This window comes from Lacticaseibacillus hegangensis, from assembly GCF_003946465.1.
Taxonomy (GTDB): Bacteria; Bacillota; Bacilli; order Lactobacillales; family Lactobacillaceae; genus Lacticaseibacillus; species Lacticaseibacillus hegangensis.
In genome coordinates this window covers 1-24,827 of record NZ_RHOL01000038.1, presented here as the reverse complement: position 1 = coordinate 24,827, position 24,827 = coordinate 1, and the positions used below count along the sequence as shown (strand labels likewise).

General features: G+C 57.8%; 20 protein-coding genes and 1 riboswitch. Of the genes, 17 read left to right on the top strand and 3 right to left on the bottom strand.

Annotated features, from left to right (window positions below; genetic code table 11):
- Positions 1 to 301: 301 nt before the first annotated feature.
- The 4 genes from EKM86_RS10725 to EKM86_RS10710 all read left to right on the top strand — a co-directional run bounded on the left by EKM86_RS10725 (position 302) and on the right by EKM86_RS10710 (position 4,624).
- Positions 302 to 1,816, top strand: a complete 1,515-nt coding sequence (locus EKM86_RS10725; RefSeq protein ID WP_125757848.1) for a DEAD/DEAH box helicase — start codon at positions 302 to 304, stop codon at positions 1,814 to 1,816.
- 138 nt (positions 1,817 to 1,954) lie between these two features.
- Positions 1,955 to 2,314 carry a holo-ACP synthase gene (gene acpS, locus EKM86_RS10720; RefSeq protein ID WP_125757846.1) on the top strand — a complete coding sequence of 120 codons (360 nt, stop codon included), beginning with the start codon at positions 1,955 to 1,957 and terminating at the stop codon, positions 2,312 to 2,314.
- A 2-nt stretch (positions 2,315 to 2,316) separates the two neighbouring features.
- Positions 2,317 to 3,462, top strand: a complete 1,146-nt coding sequence (alr, locus tag EKM86_RS10715) for an alanine racemase (protein ID WP_125757850.1) — start codon at positions 2,317 to 2,319, stop codon at positions 3,460 to 3,462.
- Between the two features lie 346 nt (positions 3,463 to 3,808).
- The gene (locus EKM86_RS10710) at positions 3,809 to 4,624 is read left to right on the top strand and encodes a MetQ/NlpA family ABC transporter substrate-binding protein (protein ID WP_125757844.1); all 816 of its coding nucleotides are present in this window, start codon (positions 3,809 to 3,811) and stop codon (positions 4,622 to 4,624) included.
- 50 nt (positions 4,625 to 4,674) lie between these two features.
- Here the strand turns inward: EKM86_RS10710 and EKM86_RS10705 are convergent, their stop codons facing one another.
- The gene (locus tag EKM86_RS10705; protein ID WP_125757842.1) at positions 4,675 to 6,627 is read right to left on the bottom strand and encodes a hypothetical protein; all 1,953 of its coding nucleotides are present in this window, start codon (positions 6,625 to 6,627) and stop codon (positions 4,675 to 4,677) included.
- A gap of 141 nt (positions 6,628 to 6,768) precedes the next feature.
- A riboswitch (PreQ1 riboswitch) is annotated at positions 6,769 to 6,814 on the top strand.
- Positions 6,815 to 6,820: 6 nt separating this feature from the next.
- Here EKM86_RS10705 and EKM86_RS10700 point away from each other — a divergent pair.
- Positions 6,821 to 7,342 carry a QueT transporter family protein gene (locus EKM86_RS10700; RefSeq protein WP_125757840.1) on the top strand — a complete coding sequence of 174 codons (522 nt, stop codon included), beginning with the start codon at positions 6,821 to 6,823 and terminating at the stop codon, positions 7,340 to 7,342.
- Between the two features lie 72 nt (positions 7,343 to 7,414).
- Here EKM86_RS10700 and cbpA read toward each other — a convergent pair whose 3' ends face one another.
- Both cbpA and EKM86_RS10690 read right to left on the bottom strand, forming a co-directional pair.
- Complete coding sequence (gene cbpA / locus EKM86_RS10695; protein ID WP_125757838.1) at positions 7,415 to 8,080, bottom strand: cyclic di-AMP binding protein CbpA; 666 nt, start codon at positions 8,078 to 8,080, stop codon at positions 7,415 to 7,417.
- A 131-nt stretch (positions 8,081 to 8,211) separates the two neighbouring features.
- The gene (locus EKM86_RS10690) at positions 8,212 to 9,195 is read right to left on the bottom strand and encodes an L-lactate dehydrogenase (RefSeq protein ID WP_164506250.1); all 984 of its coding nucleotides are present in this window, start codon (positions 9,193 to 9,195) and stop codon (positions 8,212 to 8,214) included.
- A gap of 356 nt (positions 9,196 to 9,551) precedes the next feature.
- Here EKM86_RS10690 and pth point away from each other — a divergent pair, with 356 nt between their 5' ends.
- The 12 genes from pth to lysS all read left to right on the top strand — a co-directional run bounded on the left by pth (position 9,552) and on the right by lysS (position 24,451).
- A complete protein-coding gene (gene pth / locus EKM86_RS10685) occupies positions 9,552 to 10,109 on the top strand; it encodes an aminoacyl-tRNA hydrolase (RefSeq protein WP_125757834.1) in 558 nt (185 codons plus the stop codon).
- Between the two features lie 82 nt (positions 10,110 to 10,191).
- Positions 10,192 to 13,707: a transcription-repair coupling factor gene (mfd, locus tag EKM86_RS10680; RefSeq protein ID WP_125757832.1), complete on the top strand. Its 3,516-nt coding sequence runs from the start codon at positions 10,192 to 10,194 to the stop codon at positions 13,705 to 13,707.
- On the top strand, positions 13,697 to 15,286 hold the full coding sequence (locus EKM86_RS10675; protein ID WP_125757830.1) for a putative polysaccharide biosynthesis protein: 1,590 nt from the start codon (positions 13,697 to 13,699) through the stop codon (positions 15,284 to 15,286). Before mfd ends, EKM86_RS10675 begins: the two co-directional genes overlap by 11 nt.
- Positions 15,273 to 15,536, top strand: a complete 264-nt coding sequence (locus EKM86_RS10670; RefSeq protein ID WP_125757828.1) for an RNA-binding S4 domain-containing protein — start codon at positions 15,273 to 15,275, stop codon at positions 15,534 to 15,536. The genes EKM86_RS10675 and EKM86_RS10670 overlap by 14 nt, the downstream gene beginning before the upstream one ends.
- 67 nt (positions 15,537 to 15,603) lie before the next feature.
- Positions 15,604 to 15,978, top strand: coding sequence for an FtsB family cell division protein (locus EKM86_RS10665; protein WP_125757826.1), 375 nt, complete (start codon positions 15,604 to 15,606; stop codon positions 15,976 to 15,978).
- 79 nt (positions 15,979 to 16,057) lie between these two features.
- Entirely contained in the window at positions 16,058 to 16,555 is a 498-nt protein-coding gene (locus EKM86_RS10660; protein WP_125757824.1) for a S1 domain-containing RNA-binding protein, read from the top strand.
- 132 nt (positions 16,556 to 16,687) lie between these two features.
- Positions 16,688 to 18,013: a tRNA lysidine(34) synthetase TilS gene (gene tilS / locus EKM86_RS10655; RefSeq protein WP_164506249.1), complete on the top strand. Its 1,326-nt coding sequence runs from the start codon at positions 16,688 to 16,690 to the stop codon at positions 18,011 to 18,013.
- Positions 18,006 to 18,545, top strand: coding sequence for a hypoxanthine phosphoribosyltransferase (hpt, locus tag EKM86_RS10650; RefSeq protein WP_125757820.1), 540 nt, complete (start codon positions 18,006 to 18,008; stop codon positions 18,543 to 18,545). The genes tilS and hpt overlap by 8 nt, the downstream gene beginning before the upstream one ends.
- A gap of 69 nt (positions 18,546 to 18,614) precedes the next feature.
- Entirely contained in the window at positions 18,615 to 20,876 is a 2,262-nt protein-coding gene (gene ftsH / locus EKM86_RS10645; protein WP_125757818.1) for an ATP-dependent zinc metalloprotease FtsH, read from the top strand.
- Positions 20,877 to 21,000: 124 nt separating this feature from the next.
- Entirely contained in the window at positions 21,001 to 21,900 is a 900-nt protein-coding gene (gene hslO, locus EKM86_RS10640) for an Hsp33 family molecular chaperone HslO (protein WP_125757816.1), read from the top strand.
- On the top strand, positions 21,890 to 22,906 hold the full coding sequence (gene dusB, locus EKM86_RS10635) for a tRNA dihydrouridine synthase DusB (RefSeq protein ID WP_125757814.1): 1,017 nt from the start codon (positions 21,890 to 21,892) through the stop codon (positions 22,904 to 22,906). Before hslO ends, dusB begins: the two co-directional genes overlap by 11 nt.
- Positions 22,907 to 22,966: 60 nt before the next feature.
- Positions 22,967 to 24,451 carry a lysine--tRNA ligase gene (lysS, locus tag EKM86_RS10630; protein WP_125757812.1) on the top strand — a complete coding sequence of 495 codons (1,485 nt, stop codon included), beginning with the start codon at positions 22,967 to 22,969 and terminating at the stop codon, positions 24,449 to 24,451.
- The last annotated feature ends 376 nt before the right edge of the window (positions 24,452 to 24,827 follow it).

Sequence of the window (24,827 nt, the reverse complement as noted above, 5' to 3'; positions counted from 1 at the left end):
AACCGCCGTATACGGAACCGTACGTACGGTGGTGTGAGAGGTCGGTAGCCGAATTAATCGGCTACCTCCTACTCGATCCCTTACCGAAGCTTGCAAACGGGCTGGCAGGGGCGGGGGCGAACACGGCACCCGGCCTTGGCTTTCCCGGGCGCCGCTTGTGTATCAGGCTCATTCATGGTAAGCTATTCCAGATGCTTTTCTGAAAAGGCATTTCAAATACAATGAATTTTACAAATGCAGGGCCCTCACGCTTCGCTCTGATTTGTAAACGAGCGAAGCAATCGCTTCAAGGAGGAACTGCTTGAAATTTAACGAATTAGGTTTAGATCAGGACATGCTCAAGGCCATCGAACGGTCAGGGTTTGAAGAGGCAACACCGATTCAGGCTCAGACCATTCCGCTGGTGCTGCAGGGCAAGGACGTGATCGGCCAGGCGCAAACCGGGACCGGTAAAACGGCCGCGTTTGGTCTGCCACTGATCCAAATGATCGACAAAGAGGACCGCTCAGTGCAGACGCTGGTGATTTCACCAACGCGTGAGCTGGCCGTCCAGACTCAGGAGGAAATTTACCGCCTGGGCACGGACAAGCACATCAAGGTGCAAGCCGTGTACGGCGGCGCTGACATGCGCCGTCAGATCCGCGGCCTAGCGGATCACCCGCAGGTCGTCGTCGGGACCCCCGGCCGTTTGCTCGACCACATCAATCGCCACACGCTGAAGCTGGCTAACCTCAAGCACCTGGTGCTCGACGAAGCCGACGAAATGCTTGACATGGGCTTCATCGATGACATTGAAAAAATCGTTGAGCAGGCGCCAGCCGGTCGTCAGACCTTGCTGTTTTCCGCCACTATGCCGGCGCAGATCATGCGCCTGACCAACAAATTCATGAACGACCCGATCACCGTCAAGATCAAGTCCAAGGAGCTGACTGCGGACACCGTCGATCAGTACTACGTTCGCGCGAAGGACTTTGAAAAGTTCGACGTCATGACGCGGCTGTTCGACGTGCAGTCACCGGAAATGACCCTGATTTTTGGCCGGACCAAGCGGCGCGTCGATGAACTGACGCGCGGGCTCAAGGCGCGCGGCTACAAGGCAGAAGGCATTCACGGTGACCTCAGCCAGCAAAAACGCATGAGCGTGCTGCGCCAGTTCAAAGCCGGCGAACTCGACTTTCTGGTCGCCACCGACGTTGCGGCGCGAGGCCTGGATATTTCCGGGGTCACCCATGTTTACAACTACGATATTCCACAGGACCCGGATTCATACGTGCACCGCATTGGCCGGACCGGCCGAGCCGGGCGCAAGGGTGTGTCGGTTACCCTGGTGACCCCCAACGAGGTCGAATACCTGCGCACCATCGAGGCGCTGACCAAGAAGCGGATGACCCCGCTCAAGCCGCCGACCGAAAAAGAAGCCTTCATCGGCCAAGTGTCCACTGGACTTGAAACCATCAAGGCCCAGCTCGCGGACACCGACGACTTGGAGAAATACCAGCCGATGGCCGAGGCACTGCTCGAGGAATACACCCCACTTGATCTGGTCTCCGCGTACATCAAAGCGGTCAGCCCGGATGACGCCAGTGCGGTTCCAGTCAAGATCACGCCCGAGCGGCCACTGCCTCATCATGGCCATGCCGGTCATAGTGGCGGCGGTTATCGCGGCAAGGGTAGCCATTCTGGCTACCGCGGCAGCAGCAACCACAATGGCGGCCGCAGCAGCTCTCGGGGCAAGCGCGACTTTGATAAGTCGCACCGGTTCTCCGAAAAACGCTCTGAACGCCAAGGCGCCAAGCGCACCTTCCGCAGCAAATAAGTTTTTTCACCGAGTCCAGGCCTAGTGCCTGGGCTTTTTGCTTGGCTTGTTTCATCTCAAGGTGACCAAGTTTCAGCCGGCGACTGGCGACAAGCGCCACTTGCTAGCCTATAATCAAACCAGAAAGGGTGTGACGGGATGATACATGGGATCGGCGTCGATCTGACAGAGCTTGGGCGGATTGAAGCGGCGCAGGCGCGCAATCCAGACTTTGCCAAAAAGGTGCTGACAGACGCCGAACTGGCGGTTTATCAGCAGTTCTCCGGCCAGCGGGCGACTGAGTACCTCGCGGGCCGCTTTTCGGTGAAAGAGGCCTACGCCAAAGCGTACGGCACCGGAATCGGCAAAGTCGCGTTGCACGCCGTGGAAACCCTGGATGATCCGGCCGGCAAGCCGGTGGTGACGAAGCACCCATACGCTGGGCGCGCGCTAGTGTCGATTTCCCACACCGCCAGTTTAGTGATGACAGAAGTGATTCTTGAGGAGGCTGCACAATGAGTATGGTCACGGCAAAACTGCGCCCCAGCCAGGTGCTGATCAATGAGACGGCAATCGCACACAACGTTCAGCATGCAATCGCGGGGCTGCCGCAGGGCACCGAGCTGTTTGCAGTCGTGAAGGCCGACGCGTACGGCCATGGCTTGCTGCGGGTGGCGCGGGTGGCGCAGGCAGCTGGGGCGACCGGCTTTTGCGTGGCCGTTTTGGACGAGGCGTTGGCGCTGCGGCGGGCGGGTTTTACCCTGCCGATTCTGGTGCTTGGAATCATCGAGCCGGCCTATGCGCCGATTGCTGCAGCCAATCACATCGCCGTCCCGGTGGGCAGCACGGAGTGGCTCACGCAGGCGCTGCCTGGACTGACTGCCGGTAGCGACCTGCCGCCGCTGCATGTGCACCTCGCACTGGATACCGGCATGGGGCGCATCGGTTTTCGCCAGGTGGCGGACTTGAAGGCGGCCGCCGCACTGGCGACTGACCATGGCGACCAGTTCAAAATCACGGGACTGTTCACCCATTTTTCCACGGCTGACGATCCAGATCCGGCGTACTTTAACCTGCAAGTGGCGCGGTTTAAAGAATTTCTCGCGGCCCTGCCAAAGCGGCCGCGTTATGTGCACGTCGCCAATTCCGCGACCAGTTTGTGGCATGCGGCCTGCGATTGCAACTTGGTGCGCTTTGGGGTGGCCATGTACGGCTTGAACCCCTCCGGGCGTGCGATTGAAACCACACCGTACCCACTCGAGCCGGCGCTGACGCTGACGTCGACGCTGAGTTTCGTTAAACAAATCGATGCGGGTGAGGCGGTGTCCTACGGGGCAACCTACCACGCCGAAAAGCCGGAGTGGATCGGGACCGTGCCGCTGGGTTACGCGGATGGCTGGCAGCGCCGCCTGCAGGGCTTCCACGTGCTGGTCAACGGCACGTTCTGCGAAATCGTGGGGCGCGTCTGCATGGACCAGTTCATGATTCGGCTGCCCGGTGAGGTGAAAACCGGGACCCTGGTCACCCTGATCGGGCGCAGCGGCGCGAACGAAATCACCCTGCAGGATGTCGCGGACTATGCGCACACAATCCATTATGAAATTGCCTGTGGGTTGAGTGAGCGCCTGCCGCGCGTGTCAGTGGCACCGTTTCCCGAGCAGGCGTAACGCCGGCCAAACAATCATGACTATTCAGTGAGATTGACATTAGAAAATGGTGTGGTATCCTGAGACACATAAATCAATACTTGAAACGCAATCGCGTGAGTAACGCGCTGAGGCCTGAACAGAAAACCCGAGCAGATGGAAGCGGGCCAGGCCGCCGCGTGTGAATATGGCGCGATATCTGGGCCGCTGGATGAATCCGAAGGCGGCTGGTCGGCACCCATTTTCGTGCTCCCAGTTGATTGACTGGTGAGGATCGCCTTTGCGATCAAATTAGAATGGTACCGTGGGCCCGCTCACTTCTAACAAGAAGGAGCGGGCTTTTTGCGTTTCATAAGGAGGAAAAAGGATGAAAAAAGGTCAATGGTTTGGTTTGGTATTGGCATTGGTTGCGGTGTTTAGTCTGACTGCATGCGGCAAAAGCGCGCAGAAGGAAACCACGGTCAAGCTCGGCATTGTCGGGTCGGATAAAGGCGGCGTGTGGAAGACGGTCGCCGGCAACCTCAAAGAACAGGGCATCGATTTGAAAATTGTCCAGTTCTCGGATTACAACCAACCCAACATTGCCTTGCGCGATGGGGACCTGGACCTGAACGCCACCCAGCAGCGCTCGTTTCTTGCGACCTGGGATAAGGATCACAAAAGCTCGCTGACGCCGATCGGGGACACCGTGATTGCACCACTGGCCGTGTATTCCAAGAAGCTGACCAGTTTGAAGCAGCTGAAGAAGGGCGCCAGCGTGGCGATCCCCAACGACTCGACTGACGAGACGCGCTCCCTCGAACTGCTGGCAGACGCCAAACTGATCACGCTGGATAACAAGGCGCTGCCGACGCTTCATGACATCAAAAGCAACAAGCTGGGGCTGAAAATCAAGGAACTGGATCCAAATCTGATTCCGACCTCTTTGCCGGATGTCGACATTGCCATCATCAACTCAGGCATTGCCGCTGACGCCCGGCTGAATCCGGACAAGGCCTTGTACCGGGCTAAAGTCACCAAGGCCAGCAAGCCGTGGATCAATGTGGTGGCGGCGCGCAAGGGCGACGTTCACAACAAGACTTACCAGAAAGTGGTCAAGGCTTACCAGCAGCCGCAAATTGGCAAGCTGATCAAGAAGGTCAACCGTAATACAGTCCTGCCAGCCTGGAACCTCAAGCTATAGCAAAAAACACGCCAGCCGCATTTTTGCGGCTGGCGTGTTCGCTGTTTGGTCTAACGGGCGCCGGCAAGGAGCGCTTGGATGTTGTTAAGCGCATCCGTGGCAATCTGCATCGCGTCCGGATCGATTCGGAACGGCGGCAGGGACTCGTCGGTGTAATGTAAAATTCCGGCGGTGCGGGCAAGAATATCGTACCAGCTCTGGAACGGCATCTTGTTGATTGTCCCGGCGACGGAACCCGGCGCGATCTGTAGCAGCTGATTGACCACCAGCTTGGCCTGCGCGAAGGTGTCTTCTGGTACGTCGGGCATGTCGGCCGCCTTTTCGGCGAGGTGCGTCATGCGGTCGGCCGCGTTGAGCAGCGGATTCTTGAACGGCTGCGGCGCCTCATCCTGGACGGGACCGTCGTCAAGCAGGTACTTCTGCAGGCCGACCATGGCAAACAACTGCAGCTGATCGCCCAGCTGGGTGCCGATTGCCGGCAGCTTGTGAATGCCGGCGTTCTTGATCTGGTCAGGGCCGAAAATCATGGCCGCGTGGGAGACGAAGTCGGAGTACTGCACACCGATGGTTTGCTTCGAATCCGTGGTGCGGAACATGAAGATGACGTCGTTGCCAGTTTGGGCCTTCACGTACGCGTGCAGCATGCGGGCAGCCATCGCCAACTGTTCGTCAGTGATCTCACTGCGCTGATCCATCGCGACGCGCACTTTAGTCGGCAGCGTCGGCAAGGCGCCCAAAATCCGAATCAAGGCGGCAACGTAAGGATACAAAATGCCGAAGCTCAAGGAGAAGTTACCAGTGTCGGAAAGCGGAGAGTACACCGCGTAAGTCGCGGCGCGGTCGGTGTTGGCGTGCTGCAGCATCGCTTCCAGCTGCTCACGCGCCTTGCCGCGGGCCTTGACTTCGTCGCCTGGCTGCCAGCCAAACGGGTACAGGGTCTGCATGAATGGCTTCAAGGCTTCTTCGTCATCGGGATCCACCACCGTGGCCCCAATCGACATGTTGCGCTGATAGTCCGAGCCGCCGCCAAAGGATTCATCCATGTAAATCAAAATGGTGTGATCTTGACGGGCGGGGCGACTATCGGGGTGCGCAGTTTCGCGCGGTGCCTCAGCCTTGGTGGCAGCGACCACCGGCTTGGCGCTTGCCGTGCTGCTTTGCGTGCTTGCACTTGGCACCGTAGGGGTGTTTGGCGCAGACTCCACGGCCGCGGACTGCGGGGCTGCGGCCTCGCTTTGCGGCCGCGGCTGATCAGCGCGGGTTTTCTGCCGTCTTGAGGCGCGGCCTTGCGCGGTTTTGGCACTGGTGCGGGCCGTTTGCTGCTCCTCGACCGAGGCCTCGGCTTTGCGTGCGCGGCGGCTTGGCCGACTCTTTTGCTCGCCGGCAGACTCCTGCGTTGCTTTGGCCGTCGTTTGCGGCTGTGTCTGAGCTTTAGTGGTCATTGCGCGGCGCTGCTGCGTCGCCTTTTCGCCTTGACCTTGGGCCTGCTTGGTCTGAGTCTGCTTGCCAGGCTGCGCTTGAGCGTTATCCGTCTGCTGACGGCGTCCGCGCCGGCGCGGCTTTTCGCCTTGGGCGTCGTTTTTCGCCGCTTGATTCTTGGCGTTTTGCGACTGCTTGGCCGGCTTTTGCGGCTGCTTTTGGCTGTCTTTCTGCGTGCCTTGTTTTACTGCCTGCTTAGCTTGCGGGTGTGATTGTGCTTCGGTTTTTGATTCTGGCGAAGAGGTCTGCGTCTGCTTGGCCGCTGAACGAGTTTTCTTCGGGGCTGCAGATTTTGCTTCTTCTTCGGCAGAGTCAAAGATGGTGAAGCTGTTCTTAGCTTGTTGGACCGGGTGCTCTTCGATGAAGCGGTTGATCTTAAACGTGATGGGCCGGCTCATCGTCGTGTCTTTCAGCACTTTGCGCATGCTGGAAGCCGAGATCCCAATCTGCTTTGCCGCCTGGGTCAGACTCAGATGTTCTTGAGTCATGATTTGTTTCAGCCGGTAAGCTGTTGCTTCTGTCATCGTATGCCTGCTTTCTTTGAGATGTTTGTGGCGCTTTGCACCACTCCCTTTCAGTGTACGGCATAATGCAGTTAATGACCAATCACTTTTCAGAAAAAGCGGTAATTCAGTGGACAGCGCGCCGCATTCATGGGAAACTGGGTAGTCGTGGTTCGCAATCCATCCCACGTAAAAAAACTAGGAGGTATCATTGATGAATAATCAGACAAGGACGCGCACGCTGGTCGTGAACGCGCTCGTCGCCGCGCTTTACATTGTGCTGTCGGTCGTGCCGGGCGTGTTCAACCTGGCTAGCGGCGCGATCCAGTTCCGCATTTCCGAGGCGTTGAACCACTTGGTCGCCTTCAACCGCAAGTACCTGTTTGGGGTCGTGATCGGCGTGGTCATTTACAACGCCCTGTTTTCGCCGATGGGCTGGCTGGACGTGCTGTTTGGCGGCGGGCAAAGCCTGATTGGGCTGGGCCTGGTCGCTGCGCTAGGGCAAAAGTTAACGAAGGTCTGGCGGCGCCAGTTGCTCACCGTCTGCACGATGAGCCTGACCATGTTCCTGATCTGGATCGAGATCGTGCTGACCGGGCACATGGCCTGGTTCGGTGGGGCGTCGATGCTCACGTTGGGCGAGCTGATTTTGTCCGAGCTGGTCATCATGGTCATTTCCTGGCCGGTGATGTACTTGATTGACAAGGCCGTGCACTTCTCCAAGCGGGTGCAATAACGCAACAATTAAAAAGCACGCCGCCAACGCCAGCATCACTGGGGTTGACGGCGTGTTTGCGTCTGTCTGAAATTATAGTTCCTCGTCGACGCGCAGCGGTTGGCCACTTTGCAAGTCATCGATTTCGGCGACCCGGAACCCCTTGCGCTCGAGCTTGGCCACGCAGGTGTTGAGGGTGGCCTCGTCAATGCCAGCAGGAAGAGTGAACAGGGTGCGGCGCACGATTTCTTCCTGCTTGGCGTCCAGCGTTAAGCAGCCGGAAATTGAGACATACTTGGCAAGGATCTTGCTCATGGCGGCCAAGTCGCCACGCTGCCCGGAGGACATGACGGTCAGCACATACGAGCCAACGTCGATGTTCCAGGATTCGGACAGCATGGCAAGCAGCCGCGAGTGGGTGAGAATGCCGTAGAAGTTGGCGTTTTCGTCCAACACGGCGATGTACGGCAGGTCCTTAATGTTGAAAAACACCTTGAAAAACGGTGCATCAACCGGAATTGTCTTGGTAGCGTTCTTCAGCAGGTAGGTCACTGGCAGCGACATGTCGCCGCCTTGGGATTTATGGCGGTAAATGTGCATCTTGTAAATGTTGCCGCGGAAGATCTGGCCGCTTTCGTCCAGGATCGGTACGCAGCGGAAGCCGGAGTCTTCCAGCGTCGCCAGTGCCTGTGCCAGCGTGTCCGTCTCCTTGACTGTCGTCAGATCAGCTTTCTTTTGAACCAGTGACTTGATCAACATACTTATTCCTCCAAGTTCCCCGTATTGGATCGCATTCTCATTGCTTTATCATACCACAGGACAATGGTCATCGTACCTAGCAAAAAAAGCGCCACCCGCAGGCGACGCTTTCGTTTGAATGCGAATCAGAATTACTGACGAGTCTCGATGTCGTTCTTTGCGAACGCGTCGTCGATGATCTTCTTCAGCTGAGAAGCACTCTTGTTCATGGATTCTTGTTCGTGGTCGGTCAAAGGAATTTCAAGAATGCTTGAAATCCCGTTGGCGTTGATCACGGCAGGAGAACCAATGAAGATATCGTGCTGACCGTACTGGCCGTCCATGTATACGGAAAGTGGCAGAACGGCATTTTCATCGTCCAGAATGGCCTGAGAGATCCGGGCCAGGGCAGTGGCGATCCCATAGAAGGTCGCGCCCTTCAGTTCGATGATCTTGTAAGCAGCGTCGCGGACATCAGTGAACATGTCAACCAGCTTGCTTTCATCGATTTCTGGGTGTTCCTTGACCCATTCAGAAATCTTGATACCACCGATGTTGGCGTGGCTCCATACAGGGAATTCGGTGTCACCGTGTTCGCCCATGATGTAAGCGTGGACCGAACGTGCGTCAACGCCGACCATCTCAGCGATGGACTGACGGAAACGTGCGGTATCCAAGGAAGTACCTGAACCGATAACGCGGTTCTTCGGGAAGCCGGAAAGCTTCCAGGTCGCATAAGTCAGAATGTCAACAGGGTTAGCAGCCACCAGGAAGATCCCGTTGAAGCCGCTGTCGACGATTGGGTCAACGATGGACTTCAAAATCTTCAGGTTCTTGTTAACCAAGTCAAGGCGAGTCTCGCCAGGCTTCTGCGGTGCGCCGGCGGTGATAACAACAAGGTCAGCGTCTTTAGCGTCGCTGTACTCAGCAGAATAAATGGTCTTCGGCTGGGTGTATGGCAGCGCGTTGCTCAAGTCAATCGCGTCACCCTTAGTCTTGTTCTTAACAACATCAACGATCCCAATCTCTTGGGCAATGCCCTGCAATACCATTGCATAGGCGTAACTGGAACCAACGGCACCATCACCAACAAGAATTACTTTTTGGTGATCTTTCTTTGTGTTTGCCACGGTGATATCATCCTTTCATGTGTGCAGTGTGCAATTCAGTTTAAAGTATACCACACTCGCTCATTGATGCACGGATTTCCAGAAAATTAATCGTCCCTTAATGGAACGCTCAAAATGCACGTCGGCGGCATCACACCGCACTCTCGTGAAACTATTCACCAGCGTCCGGGCTGGGTTGTTCTGCCCAAAATGCGTAAAATCCGTTGACTGAAATGAAGCGTTTTCATTCCACTCCCAGTTTCATTTTACGGGCATAGTGCGGTGTGGACTTGGCAGCTCTGGTATAATGAGAAACAGACAGCGGGCCTGGCAAGCGGAGCTCCCGCTTTTTTGCGTGCTTTGGCCAGGCGAGGAGGAAAATTTTGAAAATGATTGTAGGCCTGGGTAATCCAGGCAGTCAGTATGCCAAAACCAAACATAATATCGGGTTCATGGCCGTGGACGCGCTCGCTAAACGCTATGACACCGCGATTGCCAAGCAGGAGTTCAACGCCCTCACTGGCACAGCCTGGGTCGACGGTGAAAAGGTCCTGCTGGTCAAGCCGCAGACGTTCATGAACGACTCCGGCCGCGCGGTGGGCCAGCTCAAGGCCTTCTACCAGTTCCAGCAGGATGAGATCTTGATCATTCAAGACGACATGGACATGGCGATGGGCCGCCTGCGCCTGCGGCAAAAAGGGTCGGCCGGCGGGCATAACGGCATCAAGTCGATCATCAATGTGCTGGGGACGCAGGACTTTTACCGCGCCAAGATCGGCATTCAGCACCCGCAGAAGCAAAAGGTTGTGGATTGGGTCCTGACCCCGTTCACGCCGGCTGACCAGGTCGAGATCTTGAACGGGCTGGACAAGCTCCAGTTGGCGGTCGACGACTGGGTCCACGGGACGAGCTTTGACCGGCTGATGAACAAGTATAATTAAGGCTTAAACCGGACGCCGCCGCTGGGGTTTTGCCAGCCAGCGTGGCATACTCACCCCAAAGTACGTTTAGATAGGAGATAACATGGATCTCATCGAGTTGATGATGCAGACCGCCGAACTCGCCCCGCTTTGGCCAGGACTCGACGCTGGGCGTCACCTGGTCACGGGCCTGGATGGGTCGGCGAAGACGCTGTTTTTGGCGGCCGCGTTAAAAAAGACCCAGAAGCAGCTGCTTGTGATTGAAAATAACCGCTACCACGCAGATGAGCTCACGGCAGACCTGACCGGCCTGCTGGGAGCTGATTTGGTGTGGCCGTTTCCGGTTGAGGACGTGCTGGCCGCGGAAATTGCGGTCAGCTCCAAAGACACTGTCAACGATCGCATCAACACCCTGAATTGGCTGCAGCAAGGCAAGCCGGGCGTTGTGGTCACGAGCCTCGCCGGCCTCAAGCGTCAGCTGGTGCCCCAATCGACCTGGCAGCAGGCCAGCTTGACACTCGACATGGATTCGGCAATCGACCCGGCCAAGCTGGCCGGCCAGCTGGTCGCGATGGGTTATCAGCGCAGCGACCTGGTGGCCGCCCCTGGCGAGTTTGCGATCCGCGGCGGCATCATCGACATTTACCCACTGAATCAGGACGATCCGGTGCGCATCGAGCTGTTTGACACGGCGGTCGATTCGCTGCGCCGCTTTGACATGGCAACTCAGCGCAGCATTGAAAACCTTAAGCGGGTGACCATCGCGCCGGCCACGGACCTGATTGCCTCAGCGGCAACGCTGAAGGCGGCGGGGGAGCGGCTGGCGGCTCAAGGCACCAAGGCCAAGGCCAAAGCCAAAACAAAGGAAGCCAAGCAGGCACTGACCGCTGAACTGCTTGGGGCGGCGGACCAGCTGAGCCGCGGCGAGCGGCCCGATGCGTTGGCGCTGTACATGCCAGCGCTGTACCCAGAACCATCGCGCCTGAGCAGTTATTTAACCAAAGACGCGCTGGTCGTGTACGACGATTACACCAAGCTGGCGGACGCCGATGTGTCGCTGCTGCAGGAAACCACCGACTGGTACGCCAGCCTGCAGGAAGGCGGCAAGCTGGCAGAGGCGCCAGCGGCCGTGACCCTGCAGGAGTTGGACCGCGGCGAGCACCGGACGCATCTGTACTTGTCCCTGTTCCAAAAAGGGATGGGGAACATTCGCCTGAAGTCGCTGACCAATGTGGCGACTCGCAACGTGCAGCAGTTCTTCTCGCAGATGCCGCTGCTGAAAACCGAGGCCGACCGCTGGCGCAAGCAGAAGCAAACGGTCGTTTACCTCGTGGCCGAAAAAGCGCGGCGGGAAAAGCTCAGCGAGACGCTGCACGATTTTGACATCGATGCCGTTATCTCAGAGCCCCAAGCGCTTTTGCCTGGGGTGCAGCAGGTCGTGGCCGGTACGCTGGCCAACGGCTTTGAGCTGCCGACCGCGCACCTGGTGGTGGTGACGGAACACGAGCTGTTTAACGCCAAGGTGAAGCACCGCGCCCGGCACCAGACCCTGGCCAACGCCGAGCGGCTGCGCTCCTATACCGACTTACATCCAGGAGATTACGTAGTGCATGTGAACCACGGGATCGGGGAGTATGTCGGCATGCAGACACTGGAAGTCGACGGCGTCCACCAGGATTACATCACGATCTTGTACCAAAAAGGGGATAAGTTGTTTATCCCGGTCAGTCAGCTGCACCTGGTTCAAAAGTACGTGGCGGCGGACGGCAAGCGGCCGCGCATCAACAAGCTGGGCGGCAGCGAGTGGCAGAAAACCAAGAAGAAAGTCGCCGCCAAGATCGAGGACATCGCCGACGATTTGATCAAACTCTACGCCGCGCGCGAGGCCGAACCCGGCTACGCGTTCCCGCCGGACGACGACTTACAGCGTCAGTTTGAGGACGAATTTCCTTATCCGGAAACCGAGGATCAACTGCGCTCGGCCAAGGAAATTAAGCAGGACATGGAAAAACCGCGGCCGATGGATCGGTTGCTGGTCGGGGATGTCGGTTTCGGCAAGACTGAAGTGGCACTGCGGGCCGCCTTTAAGGCCATCGAGGCCGGCAAGCAGGTCGCCTTTTTGGTGCCCACCACAATCTTGGCTCAGCAGCACTACGACACCATGCTCGACCGCTTCGCCGATTTTCCGGTTGAAGTGGGGATGCTGTCGCGCTTTCGCACCCCTGCACAGGCCAAAAAAACGCTGGCGGATCTGGCGTCAGGCAAGCTGGACATCGTCGTCGGCACCCACCGGCTGTTGTCCAAAGACGTGCACTACCATGATTTGGGCCTGCTCATCATTGACGAAGAGCAGCGCTTTGGCGTCAAGCACAAGGAAAAGCTCAAGGCGATGAAGGCGAAAGTGGATGTGCTGACGCTGACTGCCACCCCGATCCCGCGGACGCTGAACATGTCGATGCTCGGCGTGCGGGATCTGTCGGTGATCGAAACGCCGCCGACTAACCGTTACCCGATTCAAACCTTTGTTATGGAGCAAAATGCCGGGGCCATCAAGTCGGCAATTGAACGCGAGCTGGAGCGTGGCGGGCAGGTGTTTTACCTGCACAACAAGGTGGCGGACATCGAGCGCACGGTGGCCGAAGTCGAAGCCCTGGTCCCAGGCGCAACGGTGACATACGCGCACGGGCAGATGACGGAAAGCCAGCTCGAAAATGTCATCTACGACTTTGTGCACGGCGATTTTGACGTGCTGGTCACGACGACCATCATCGAAACCGGCGTGGATATGCCAAACGTCAACACACTAATTATTGAGGACGCCGACCATTACGGCTTGGCGCAGCTGTACCAGCTGCGCGGGCGGATCGGCAGGTCTAGCCGCGTCGCCTACGCCTATTTCATGTACCGGCAAAATCGCGTCTTATCGGAAGAGGCGGAAAAGCGCCTGAGTGCTATCAAGGACTTCACCGCCCTGGGCTCCGGCTTTAAAATTGCCATGCGCGACCTGTCGATCCGCGGCGCCGGCAATCTGCTGGGCAGCCAGCAGCACGGCTTCATCGACGCGGTCGGCTACGATCTGTACACGCAAATGCTGCAGGATGCCGTTGCGGCCAAGCAGGGCAAGCGCAAACAGGCCAAGCTGGATTCAGAGCTCAGTTTGGACATTGAGGCTTACCTGCCGGATACTTATGTGAATGACCCGGCGCAGAAGATCGAGCTGTACAAGCGGGTTCGTGAGTCTGCCAGTGACGCGCAAGAGCGCGAGCTGCAAGATGATCTAATCGACCGGTTTGGCGACTACCCGGCGCCAGTCGCCAACTTGCTCGCAGTGGCCCACCTGAAGCGGTTTGCGGATGCGGCGCAGGTTGAGAAAATCACCCGCGACGCGGAGCGACTCAGCGTGCAGCTGAGCGCCAAGGCGTCTAGCGTGGTGCAGGGTGAAAAACTCTTCGCGGCGCTGGCCAAGACGACTTTGAAGGCACGCGTCAATGCCGATGGGCCGCTGGTCGTGACCTTGCTCGTGCCTAAGGGCATGGCACCGCTCGACTGGCTGGGCGAGGTGACTGCATTTGTGCAGGCGCTGGCCAAGCAGGTCGGGGAGGGCAAAGATGGCAACTAAGAAAATGTCCAAGGTCATGCGCGGTGCCTGGATCCTGAGCCTTGGCGGGCTGGTGGCCAAAATCCTGAGCGCCGTTTACCGGGTGCCGTTTCAGAACATGGTCGGCGATACCGGCTTTTACGCCTATCAGCAGATCTACCCGCTTTACGGAATCGGCATGACGTTTGCGCTGTCCGGTTTTCCCGTTTATGTGTCCAAGCAGGTGGCCCAGGCGCGCGACCCGCTTGCGCAAACTGAAGTCGCGCACCGCGCCTTGGTGCTCATGACGTGGATCGGGCTGGGGATGTTCGCGGTGCTCGAGCTGGGGGCGGATCTGATCGCCCGCGCAATGGCCGACGCCGGGCTGGCCCCCATCATCCGGTCAGTCGGATTAATGTTTTTGACGATGCCGGTGCTGTCAACTGCCCGTGGCTATTTTCAAGGAACATTTGATATGTCGAAAACGGCGATCAGCCAGGTCGTTGAGCAGCTGATCCGCGTTGGCGTGATCCTGCTGGCTGCCTGGTATGCAGTGCAGCAAGCCTGGGGTCCGTACAAAATGGCCACCTGGGCGATGACCGGTGCATTCTTCGGCGGTGTGGGGGCGACCTTGATCGTCTTGCCGGCGTATCTGAAGGCGACGGCCGGCAGACGGGCCAAACCGACACCCTGGCGCGAGTACGGGCACCTGCTCGACCGCTTCGTCAAGGAGGGCGGCTCGATTGCACTGTTTTCGGCGCTTTTGATCCTGCTGCAACTGGTGGATTCGTTCACTGTCACGCGGGGGCTGATCGCGCAGGGGATGGTGCCTGAGGCCGCGCGGGCGCTGAAGGGCGTCTACGACCGCGGCCAGCCGCTGGTTCAGCTGGGGCTTGTCGTGGCGACGTCGTTGTCGACCACGCTGCTGCCCAGTCTCAGCCGGTCGGTCGCCCGCGGCCATTGGGCGGCGTTTAAGCAAACCGCCCGTCAGCTGATTCGCTTCAACTTCGGGCTGTCGCTTGCGGCTGCCGCCGGGTTGATCGCGCTGATGCCCAATGTGAACCGACTGTTGTTCGGTGACACTGTGCTGACCGGGACCCTGCGTGTTTACACGCTGTGCATCGTGCTGGTGGCGTTGATCAACGCCTTCAACGCGGTGCTGCAGAGCCTGAACCGGTTCCGCTACACCAGCTACGGCCTGGTGGCGGGGCTGGTGGTCAAGGTGCTGGCCAACCCGTTTCTCACCGTGCGCTATGGGGCGTTTGGGGCGGCGGTGGCGACGGTGCTTAGCCTGGCGGTGATCACAGTCCTGCTTTACATTCAGCTGCCGCACAGCCTGCAAGGCGTTGACCCGCGCTGGTTCAATCTGCGGCTGATGTTGGTGGTGGGCCCGATGAGCGAAGCGGTCCACCTGGTGGCGGTGCACATGCAGCCGCAAAACCGGGTGGAAACCCTGTGGGTGTTCATCGTTGCCGTGCCGCTGGGCGTCGTGTTGTTCGTGATCTTAGGGGCAATTTTTCACTTGTACACGGTGCGCGAGGTCCTGGCGATTCCGTACGGACGTAAGTTTATGAAGTGGTGGCAGCACCGCTTCGGGAAGGATACACATGCGATTAGATAAATTTTTGAAGGTGTCACGCATCATCAAGCGGCGGACCGTCGCCAAGGAGATCGCCGACAAGGGGCGGATCTCGATCAACGGCCGAGTGGCCAAGTCCAGCAGTGACGTGGCGATTGGCGACACCCTGGTGATCGGGTTTGGCAATAAAACCCTGACTGTCAAGGTGGCGGCGTTAAACGAGCTGACCAAAAAAGAGCAGGCCGGGGAGATGTACACGGTCGTTGATGAAAGTTACAAAGAAAGTTATTAAACTGTAACGCACTGACGCCGACGGCTTTGCTATACTGTAGCTATTAGTAGGATAAGGTGGGTTTTTGATGGCTTCAAACATTCGGCCGCTGCGGCCAACGCAAACAGTCAAACGTCCGGCTCAACCGAGCCGCTCTTTGCGTGTCCATAAACGCAGACTGATCACCTTCGGCGCCGCCTTGGTCATCATCTCAGGCGTTGGCGGCTACCAGTTGCTATCGACCAACAACGCCATCAAGACCCAGTCGACAGCGGTGGCTTCCGCGAAAAGTGATTTGGCTAAGGCCAAGGCCGAGAAGCAATCGCTGAAGGTCAAAATCGACCAGTTGAACAACGAGCAGTACCTAGGCAAACTGGTCCGAGAACGTTATCTCATGTCTAAACCGGGAGAAGTCGTTTTCTCACTCCCGTCCGTTCAAACCGACACGCAGAACTCCAAGTAACCGCGAGTTCGTCTGTTGCGTGGCGGTTTTTGCGTGGTATACTTAGAGTCACAAATCATTCAGGAGGACATCTTTTTATATGGCGATTGAAGTTGGCGAAAAGTTAACAGGTAAGGTCACAGGAATCACGAATTTTGGCGCGTTTGTCGACCTCGGGTCCGGTGCGACCGGGCTGGTGCACATCAGCGAAATTTCAGACGCCTATGTTAAGGATATCCACGACGTGCTCAGCGTCGGTGATGAAGTCACGGTGAAAGTGACAGCCATCAAGGACGGCAAAATTGGGCTGTCCATTCGCAAAGCCAGCGATCAGCCGGCAGAGGCTCATGCGGCCAGTGCCCATGGCGGTCACTTCAGCCACGCGCCGCACACCGAAAGTCATGGCGAACGCAGCTTTAACGGCCCACGTCCCCACAACGGCGGCGCGCGCAGCTTTGGCCATAGCAGCAAAGAAGCGCCGAAAGACGACTTTGATGCCATGATGTCCGGATTTCTCAAGGAAAGTGAGTCACGGCTAAGCGACCTGCGGCATAACACCGAGGGCAAGCGCGGCGGCCGTGGCGGCCGGCGCAGTTAAGCCCAAGCCGAGGCAATGGCCTCGGCCCTTTTTTTGTCGGTGATGTGACACGTTGTCAGAAATCAGTCTTTAGTATGACGAAGCACGCGGGTTCGTATGCTAGGCTGGATTGCATGCGGAAAGGAGCCTATTATGCGGTCTGCGGCGCAATTGCTTGCCCCATTTCATCTGCCGATCGGCCAGCGCGTGGTCGTGGCCGTGTCAGGCGGCGTTGATTCGACAGTGCTGATGCACCTGCTAAGCACCTTGCCGAAGGGTCAGCTGAACGTGACCGTGGCGACGTTTGACCATCAGCTCAGGCCGACGAGTGCGGCGGAGCAAGCCCAGGTGGCCCAAGCGGCGGCGGCGCTGCAACTGCCGGTGATCACCGGCAGCTGGCCCCGCCCAGCTCACCCGGAGCACGGCCTAGAAGCCGCGGCTCGCAAGGCACGGTACGCGTTCTTGCAGGCCGCGGCCGAGCAGGCTCATGCGAGTGTCCTGATGACTGCGCACCACGCCGACGACCAGCTGGAAACATTGCTGTTTCGGTTGGCCAGAAGCGGCCGGGTGGCCTCAATGACCGGCATCGCGGCTGATCAACAGTGGGGGTCTTTGCGCGTGATTCGCCCACTGCTTGGCGTGCCTAAAGCGGAGCTCGTGGCGTATGCGAGTCATGCGCACCTGACCTACAGCGAAGACGAAAGCAATCAGGACGTCCAGTATGCCCGCAACCGGCTAAGACGCGACGCGGTGCCAGCGCTCAAGGCGGTCAACGCTGGGGCGCTGGCGCACGCCGGGACGTTCGCCCAGGCCCTTGAGGCGACTTTAACGCTGGCCAACCGCCAAGTGGCGTTGATGCTGCCCAAGCCGTTGACCCTACCGCTTGATTGGCGGCCGTACCTGAGCGAGTCCGCGGCGGTGCAGCAGCTGCTGTTGAACGCCGCCTTGGCGCGGCTGCATCTGGTCGTTAAGCCAGCGGTGGCGGCTCAGGTGCTGATGGCGCTGGCGGCTGGCCAAGGCGCCAAGCAATTTGCTTTGAGCTCAGGAGGCCGCACGCTGGTCGCCGCTTATGGCCAGCTCAGCGTGGTGACGTCGGCGCCAGCGCCAGCGTCGGTTTTACTCACCGAATTAAACCGGTGGGTGCCAGTCGGGCCGCGGCAATTTGGCCGGTTCACCAAGCTCCCTTCCGGCGCTACGTTCCTGGCTTCGGCCCCCGCTCCTGTGGTGATTCGCACCCGCCAGCCGCACGATGAAGTTCAGCTGGCCAATGGGCAGCATCAGCTGCTGCGGCGATTTTTTATCAATCAAAAAATTCCGCAGCCGGAGCGCGGTCGCCGGCTGGTGGCGGCGGCCGCGGACCAGGTGATTTGGGTCGAAGGAATTGCGCCGCGTCAATTGTTTGCTGGTTCTCAAACTGATATACTGCAAACAGTATTGGCAATGAAATCAGACACAAAGGATGAGGCAGCGCATGAATGACGACATACTGAAGGTGCTTTACTCAAAACAGGATATCGATGCGATCATCAAGCGACTGGCCGGGGAAATTTCTCGGGATTACGCCGGCAAGAACCCGCTGGTCGTCTGCATCTTAAAAGGGGCGATCATGTTCATGACCGACCTGGTCCGCGAGCTGGACGAATACGTCGAGCTGGATTTCATGGACGTTTCCAGTTACGGCAACGCTACTGAAAGCTCCGGTGAGGTCAAGGTCATCAAGGATCTCGACACCAGTGTGGCCGGCCGCGACGTGCTGATCGTCGAGGACATCGTGGACACCGGCCGGACCCTGTCTTACTTGATCAAGATCTTCAAGACCCGCGATGCGAAGTCCATCAAGGTTTGCACCCTGATGGATAAGCCTGACCGGCGCATCAAGACGGTCGAGGCGGACTACGTGGGCACTCAGGTGCCTAACGAATTCGTGGTCGGCTACGGCCTGGACTACGCGGAGCGCTATCGCAATTTGCCGTACATTGGCGTGCTCAAGCCGGAGATCTACCAAAACTGAGACTGAGCACAGCCAAGGTGTATCATGTTACTATAAGTTTATTATCCACTACGTTGCTGGAGGTTATGCATGAAGAAAAAACAAAATGGGCTATTTGGCAGCACGCTGACCTATGTGGTTCTTTTTGTCGTTCTGGTCACCGTGTTCGCATGGTACCTGCGCGGCAATAGCGGCAGCACGACCCAGGAGTTGAGCTCAAGTCAGTTCATCTCCGAGCTGCAGAAGGACAAAATCAAGTCCTTCTCGATCCAGCCAAGTGGCGGTGTCTACAAAGTCACCGGGGAATACAAGAATGCGAAGAAGGTCGCCAACGATCAGACCGGGCTCGGCCTGATGGGCGCCACCTCAAGCACGACTTCCCACTTCTCGTCTTACGTGCCAACGAACAACACCTACATGCAGACGATCACCAAGGCGGCTGACAAAAACGATGTCGCCATCACCACACAGGAGGAAAGTTCTTCCAGCGTGTGGGTGACCCTGCTGATCACGGTGCTGCCACTGGTCATTTTCATGGTGTTCTTCTACATGATGATGAACCAGTCTGGTCAAGGCGGCGGCAACGGCCGAGTGATGAACTTCGGCAAGTCCAAGGCGAAGCCGGCGGATAAGAAGGCCAACAAGGTCCGCTTCTCCGATGTTGCCGGTGAGGAAGAAGAAAAGCAGGAACTGGTCGAAGTCGTTGAGTTCCTGAAAGATCCTCACAAGTTCTCCAAGTTGGGTGCTCGCATCCCAGCCGGGGTGCTGCTGGAGGGCCCTCCGGGTACTGGTAAAACGCTGCTGGCCAAGGCGGTTGCCGGTGAAGCCGGTGTGCCGTTCTTCTCAATTTCCGGCTCTGACTTCGTTGAAATGTTCGTCGGCGTCGGCGCTTCGCGTGTGCGTGACCTGTTTGATCAGGCCAAAAAGAGCGCCCCGTCGATCATCTTTATCGATGAAATTGATGCGGTCGGCCGCCAGCGTGGTGCTGGCATGGGCGGCGGCCACGACGAACGTGAGCAGACTTTGAACCAGTTGCTGGTCGAAATGGATGGGTTCACAGGCAACGAAGGCGTCATCGTCATCGCGGCCACTAACCGGTCCGATGTGCTTGATCCAGCGCTGCTGCGGCCGGGCCGGTTTGACCGGAAAATTCTGGTTGGTCAGCCCGACGTTAAGGGTCGTGAGGCGATTCTCAAAGTTCACGCGAAGAATAAGCCTTTGGCCGACGATGTTGACCTGGCTGAATTGGCGCGGCAGACCCCTGGGTTTGTTGGGGCCGATCTTGAAAACGTGCTGAACGAAGCGGCGCTCGTTGCCGCTCGGCGCAGCAAGGATAAGATCGACGCCAGCGACATTGATGAAGCGGAAGACCGCGTCATCGCTGGGCCGGCCAAGAAGAACAAGGTCATCGCCCCGAAGGATCGGGAAATCACGGCCTACCACGAAGCTGGGCACGCCCTGATTGGACTGGTGCTTTCTGACTCGCGGGTCGTGCGCAAAGTCACGATTATTCCTCGCGGCCGGGCCGGCGGTTACGCCATCACCCTGCCGAAGGAAGATCAGTACATGCTGACCAAGAAGGACCTCAACGAGCAGATCATTGGTTTGATGGGTGGCCGTGCGGCCGAAGAAATTATCTTCGGTATCGAAGCGACCGGCGCCTCAAATGACTTCGAGCAAGCCACTCAGCTGGCCCGGAGCATGGTCACGACTTATGGGATGTCCGATCGCCTGGGGCCAGTGACCCTGGAGCGTGAAGGCGGCCAGCCGTTCGTCGGCGCCCAATACGGGCAGTCCGCGCCATATTCGCAGCAGACCGCCACCGCGATCGACGACGAAGTGCGCCGGATCCTCGAAGAGGACCATCAACGTGCTCACGACATCATCGAGAGCCACCGCGACCAGCACAAGCTGATCGCCGACGCTTTGCTGAAGTACGAAACGTTGGACGAAAAGCAGATTCTGTCCTTGTTCAAGGATGGCAAGATGCCCGAAGACCAAAGCGAGTTCCCAAGCGAAAAGGCGGAAGCGGCAACCTTTGAGGAAGCTAAGAAGGCCTTGGAGCAAAAGGATAAGGCGAAGCAGCAAGCGGATAGCTCTGCCAGTGCCGAATCTGATGCCGCCGCGGCCAGTGCCTCGACTGCTGCTGACAGCAGTGCTGCTGAAGTGCCTGCCAGTGCGGAAAGCAGCGCCGCGACGCCTGAGGCTTCAGCGAGTGCTGAAAACATCACCAACGGCAGTGACGCTAGTGAGGCTCCAGTCTCATCTGCATCTGCTGCGCCAAGTAGTGCGGCGGATGCCGACAAGCCAAGCGACGCGTCCGATGCCAATCACGACGATTCAGAAAATTAATGCAGAACGGTCACCGCTGGTGGCCGTTTTTGGTTTCACGGCCTTGCCGCTGTTTTCTGCAAAAGTGGCGGGGCTGTTGGTTTTCTGGTATGATACTTGCGTTTAGTCACAAGGAGATGCCAAAATGTCTGATCAATTGATCACCGCCGTATCCAAAGATGGGGCCTTCCGCGTGTTTGCGGTCGACGCCTCAAACACAATCGCTGAAGCCCAGCGCCGCCACGACACTTGGAGTGCCGCCAGCGCCGCTTTGGGCCGCACCATGGTGGCCACGCTGCTGCTGTCAGCCGCGGGGCTCAAAGGGGATAATGACCTCCTGACCGTGCGGCTGAAAGGCGATGGACCAGTCGGCGCGATCGTCGTCGACGGTACCAGCCGGGGAACCGTGCGCGGCTACATCGAGCAGCCTCACGTGACGCTGCCGCTGAACGTGGTCGGCAAGATTGACGTCGCCCGGGCGGTGGGCAGCCGCGGCCTGCTGGCGGTCACCAAGGACCTGGGGTTCGGCCAGCCGTTTACCGGTCAAGTGCCGCTGGTGTCCGGTGAGCTGGGTGAGGATTTTGCCTATTATTTGACCCAATCTGAGCAGATTCCATCGGCAGTTGGGCTATCGGTGTTCGTCAACGCGGACAACACCATCCAGGTGGCCGGCGGGTTCATGATCCAGGCGCTGCCGGATGCGAGCCAGGCGGAAATCGCGGCAGTCGAGACCACGGTCAAGACGCTGCCGCTGACTTCAGAAATGCTGCGCCAGGGGCTGACCCCGACTGAGATCGCCACGCGAGCGATGGGCAATGTTGCCCTCGACGTGCTTTCAACCAAGCCCGTCAGTTTTGAATGCACCTGCAGCAAGGCTCATTTTGGTCGGATCATTAAGACCTTGAGTCGCCATGAGTTGACGACCATGATCGAGGAAGATCACGGCGCTGAGGCCGTCTGCAAGTTTTGCGGGCGCAAGTACCAGTATTCCGAAGCAGAATTAAAGGTATTTTTAAAGGAAAAGGATGAAGATAATGGCAACTGATTCACTGAGCTGGAAAATCGGCGACATCACGATTCCTAATCGCGTGGTCGTCGCGCCAATGGCGGGCATCACCAACGCGGCGTTTCGCGTGACAGCCAAGGAGTTTGGCGCGGGGCTGGTCGTGTGCGAAATGATCTCCGACCGCGGCATTATGTACCACAACAAGAAGACGCTGAGCATGCTGTTTGTGGACCCGCGCGAACATCCGATCTCGATTCAGATTTTTGGTGGCAATAAAGAAAATCTGGTGAATGCGGCTAAGTTTATCGACCAAAATACCGAGGCCGACATTATCGATATCAACATGGGCTGCCCGGTGCCCAAGGTCACCAAAACAGATTCTGGTGCCCACTGGCTGCTGGACCCGAACAAGATCTATGAAATGGTTGCGGCCGTGGTCGACGCGGTGCATAAGCCGGTGACGGTCAAGATGCGGACCGGTTGGGATGATGATCATATTTACGCGGTGGAAAATGCCTTGGCCGCTGAACGTGCTGGCGCATCGGCGCTGGCCATGCATGGGCGGACGCGTGAACAGTTATACCGCGGCCATGCGGATTGGGACATCCTCAAGGAAGTCAAGCACCAGTTGCATATTCCGTTCATGGGCAATGGTGACGTGCGCTCGCCGCAGGACGCCAAGCGAATGCTGGACGAAGTGGGCGCGGATGCGGTCATGATCGGCCGGGCCGCGCTGGGTAATCCTTGGATGCTGCGCGGCGTGGAGACTTATCTGCGCACTGGTGAGCTGATTCCTGAACCGACGCCGCGTGAGAAGATTGAGACCGCAAAGTTGCAGCTTCACCGCCTGGTGGAGCTCAAAGGTGAGCATCTGGCCGTGCGGGAGTTCCGCAGCCAGGCCGCCTACTACCTGAAGGGCATTCCTCGGGCCGCACGCACCAAGGCCGCGGCCATGAGTGTGGACACCGAGCAAGAGGTAGACGATATATTTGACCGCTTTGTCGAAGAGACCGAAGCCCGCGATAAGGCGCAAGCAGCCGGCTAGCCGGTTGCTTTTTTACTGCGACATTGGCAAAATGGCTAAGGACAACGACAGGAGGAAAACATGGCTAAAGACACAGAAATGAACGATCAGATGCGCGCTCGCCGGCAGAAGATGGACGCGCTGCGCGAAAACGGGATCGATCCGTTCGGACACCGCTTCGACCGGACCCATCTGGCCAAGCAGCTTCACGATCAGTTTGATGACACCGATAAGGATGATCTGGCAAAAACGCCGGTTGAGGTCACCATCGCCGGGCGCATGATGGCCAAGCGCGGCAAGGGTAAGGTGGGATTTGCTGACCTGCGCGACCGCTCGGGCCGTATTCAGATTTACGTGCGCAAAGACGTGGTCGGGGAAGAAAACTATCAGATATTCAAAAAGGCCGACCTCGGCGACTTTTTGGGGATCGCCGGTGACATGATGAAAACCGATGCCGGTGAGCTCACCGTCCGGGCGACCCACCTGACTTTTCTGAGCAAGGCGCTGCGGCCCTTGCCCGACAAGTACCACGGCCTGACCAACGTCGAGCAGATTTACCGGCAGCGGTACCTTGATCTGATTGCCAACCCGGACAGCTACGATCGTTTCGTCAAGCGTTCGCACATTGTCACGGCAGTGCGTCAGTATTTGGATCGTAACGACTTTCTGGAAGTGGAAACACCAGTACTGCACACTTCTGCCGGTGGGGCGTCGGCGCGCCCGTTCATCACGCATCACAATGCGCTGGACATCGACCTGTACCTGCGAATCGCCCTGGAGCTGCACCTGAAGCGCCTGATTGTCGGGGGGATGGAGCGCGTGTACGAAATCGGCCGCGTGTTCCGGAATGAAGGCCTGGACACCAAGCACAACCCGGAGTTTACCGAGCTGGAAACCTACGCTGCTTACTGGGACCTGTCCGATGTCATGGAAGAAACTGAAGGTATGTTTCGCTTTGTTGCCAACCAAGTCCTGGGTACGGGCAAGTTTACCTACCAGGGCCAGGCCGTTGACTTGGATGCGCCGTTTGCGCGCAAGCACATGGTCGATGCGATCAAGGAAACCACTGGGGTGGATTTCTGGCAGCCAATGAGTACCGAGGACGCGCGTAAGCTGGCCGACGAAAAAGGGGTGCACTACGAGCCGTTTTGGCAGACGGGGCACATTATCAATGCCTTCTTTGAGACATTCGTTGAGCCGACTTTGACCCAGCCGACATTTATTTACGGCCACCCGATCGAGATCTCGCCACTGGCCAAGAAGAGTCAAAAGGACCCGCGGTTCGTGGATCGCTTTGAGCTGTTTATCCACGGCAACGAGTACGGCAACGCCTTTACCGAGTTGAATGATCCAATCGATCAACGTGCGCGGTTTGAAGCGCAGGCGGCCGAGAAGGCTTCCGGCAACGACGAGGCCCAGCCGATTGACGAGGACTACATTGAAGCTTTGGAGTATGGCATGCCGCCAACCGGTGGTCTGGGCATCGGTATCGATCGCCTGGTCATGTTGTTGACAGACGCCGCCTCCATTCGCGATGTGTTACTATTTCCAACGATGCGTCCATAGCGAGAAATTAAAGTCGCTGCTTCCAGCGGCTTTTTGTTTTGCGCGGGGCCTAAATAACTCCGGATAAAGCACAGCTGAGGAGTGAGGATTCGTTCTAAAACTCTAACGATTGGAAGAGGGCCGCCAGCGGTTGTTCGTGATTGTGAAAAAGATACGAAATTTGTTGACGCTCTGTGGTGTGGCTGATATGATAAATAGCGTCGTTGAGGCAATCAGCACGATTGCAGGCGGCCTTCAGCCAAAGCATTTGGTTGACAGCCTATGAGCAATCTGATATGATTTCAGAGTTGCCTTTTGGACAAGGTAGTCCTTTGAAAACTGAACAAAGTTTCGTAAATGTGATAGGGCTTTTCAATGAAAGTTGAAAAGAATTAAT

Coding starts and splice junctions, on each gene's coding strand:
- acpS (WP_125757846.1), top strand. CDS start 1,955: ATGATACATGGGATCGGCGTCGATCTGACAGAGCTTGGGCGGATTGAA.
- alr (WP_125757850.1), top strand. CDS start 2,317: ATGGTCACGGCAAAACTGCGCCCCAGCCAGGTGCTGATCAATGAGACG.
- EKM86_RS10710 (WP_125757844.1), top strand. CDS start 3,809: ATGAAAAAAGGTCAATGGTTTGGTTTGGTATTGGCATTGGTTGCGGTG.
- EKM86_RS10705 (WP_125757842.1), bottom strand. CDS start 6,627: ATGACAGAAGCAACAGCTTACCGGCTGAAACAAATCATGACTCAAGAA.
- EKM86_RS10700 (WP_125757840.1), top strand. CDS start 6,821: ATGAATAATCAGACAAGGACGCGCACGCTGGTCGTGAACGCGCTCGTC.
- cbpA (WP_125757838.1), bottom strand. CDS start 8,080: ATGTTGATCAAGTCACTGGTTCAAAAGAAAGCTGATCTGACGACAGTC.
- mfd (WP_125757832.1), top strand. CDS start 10,192: ATGGATCTCATCGAGTTGATGATGCAGACCGCCGAACTCGCCCCGCTT.
- EKM86_RS10675 (WP_125757830.1), top strand. CDS start 13,697: ATGGCAACTAAGAAAATGTCCAAGGTCATGCGCGGTGCCTGGATCCTG.
- EKM86_RS10670 (WP_125757828.1), top strand. CDS start 15,273: ATGCGATTAGATAAATTTTTGAAGGTGTCACGCATCATCAAGCGGCGG.
- EKM86_RS10665 (WP_125757826.1), top strand. CDS start 15,604: ATGGCTTCAAACATTCGGCCGCTGCGGCCAACGCAAACAGTCAAACGT.
- EKM86_RS10660 (WP_125757824.1), top strand. CDS start 16,058: ATGGCGATTGAAGTTGGCGAAAAGTTAACAGGTAAGGTCACAGGAATC.
- tilS (WP_164506249.1), top strand. CDS start 16,688: ATGCGGTCTGCGGCGCAATTGCTTGCCCCATTTCATCTGCCGATCGGC.
- hpt (WP_125757820.1), top strand. CDS start 18,006: ATGAATGACGACATACTGAAGGTGCTTTACTCAAAACAGGATATCGAT.
- ftsH (WP_125757818.1), top strand. CDS start 18,615: ATGAAGAAAAAACAAAATGGGCTATTTGGCAGCACGCTGACCTATGTG.
- hslO (WP_125757816.1), top strand. CDS start 21,001: ATGTCTGATCAATTGATCACCGCCGTATCCAAAGATGGGGCCTTCCGC.
- dusB (WP_125757814.1), top strand. CDS start 21,890: ATGGCAACTGATTCACTGAGCTGGAAAATCGGCGACATCACGATTCCT.
- lysS (WP_125757812.1), top strand. CDS start 22,967: ATGGCTAAAGACACAGAAATGAACGATCAGATGCGCGCTCGCCGGCAG.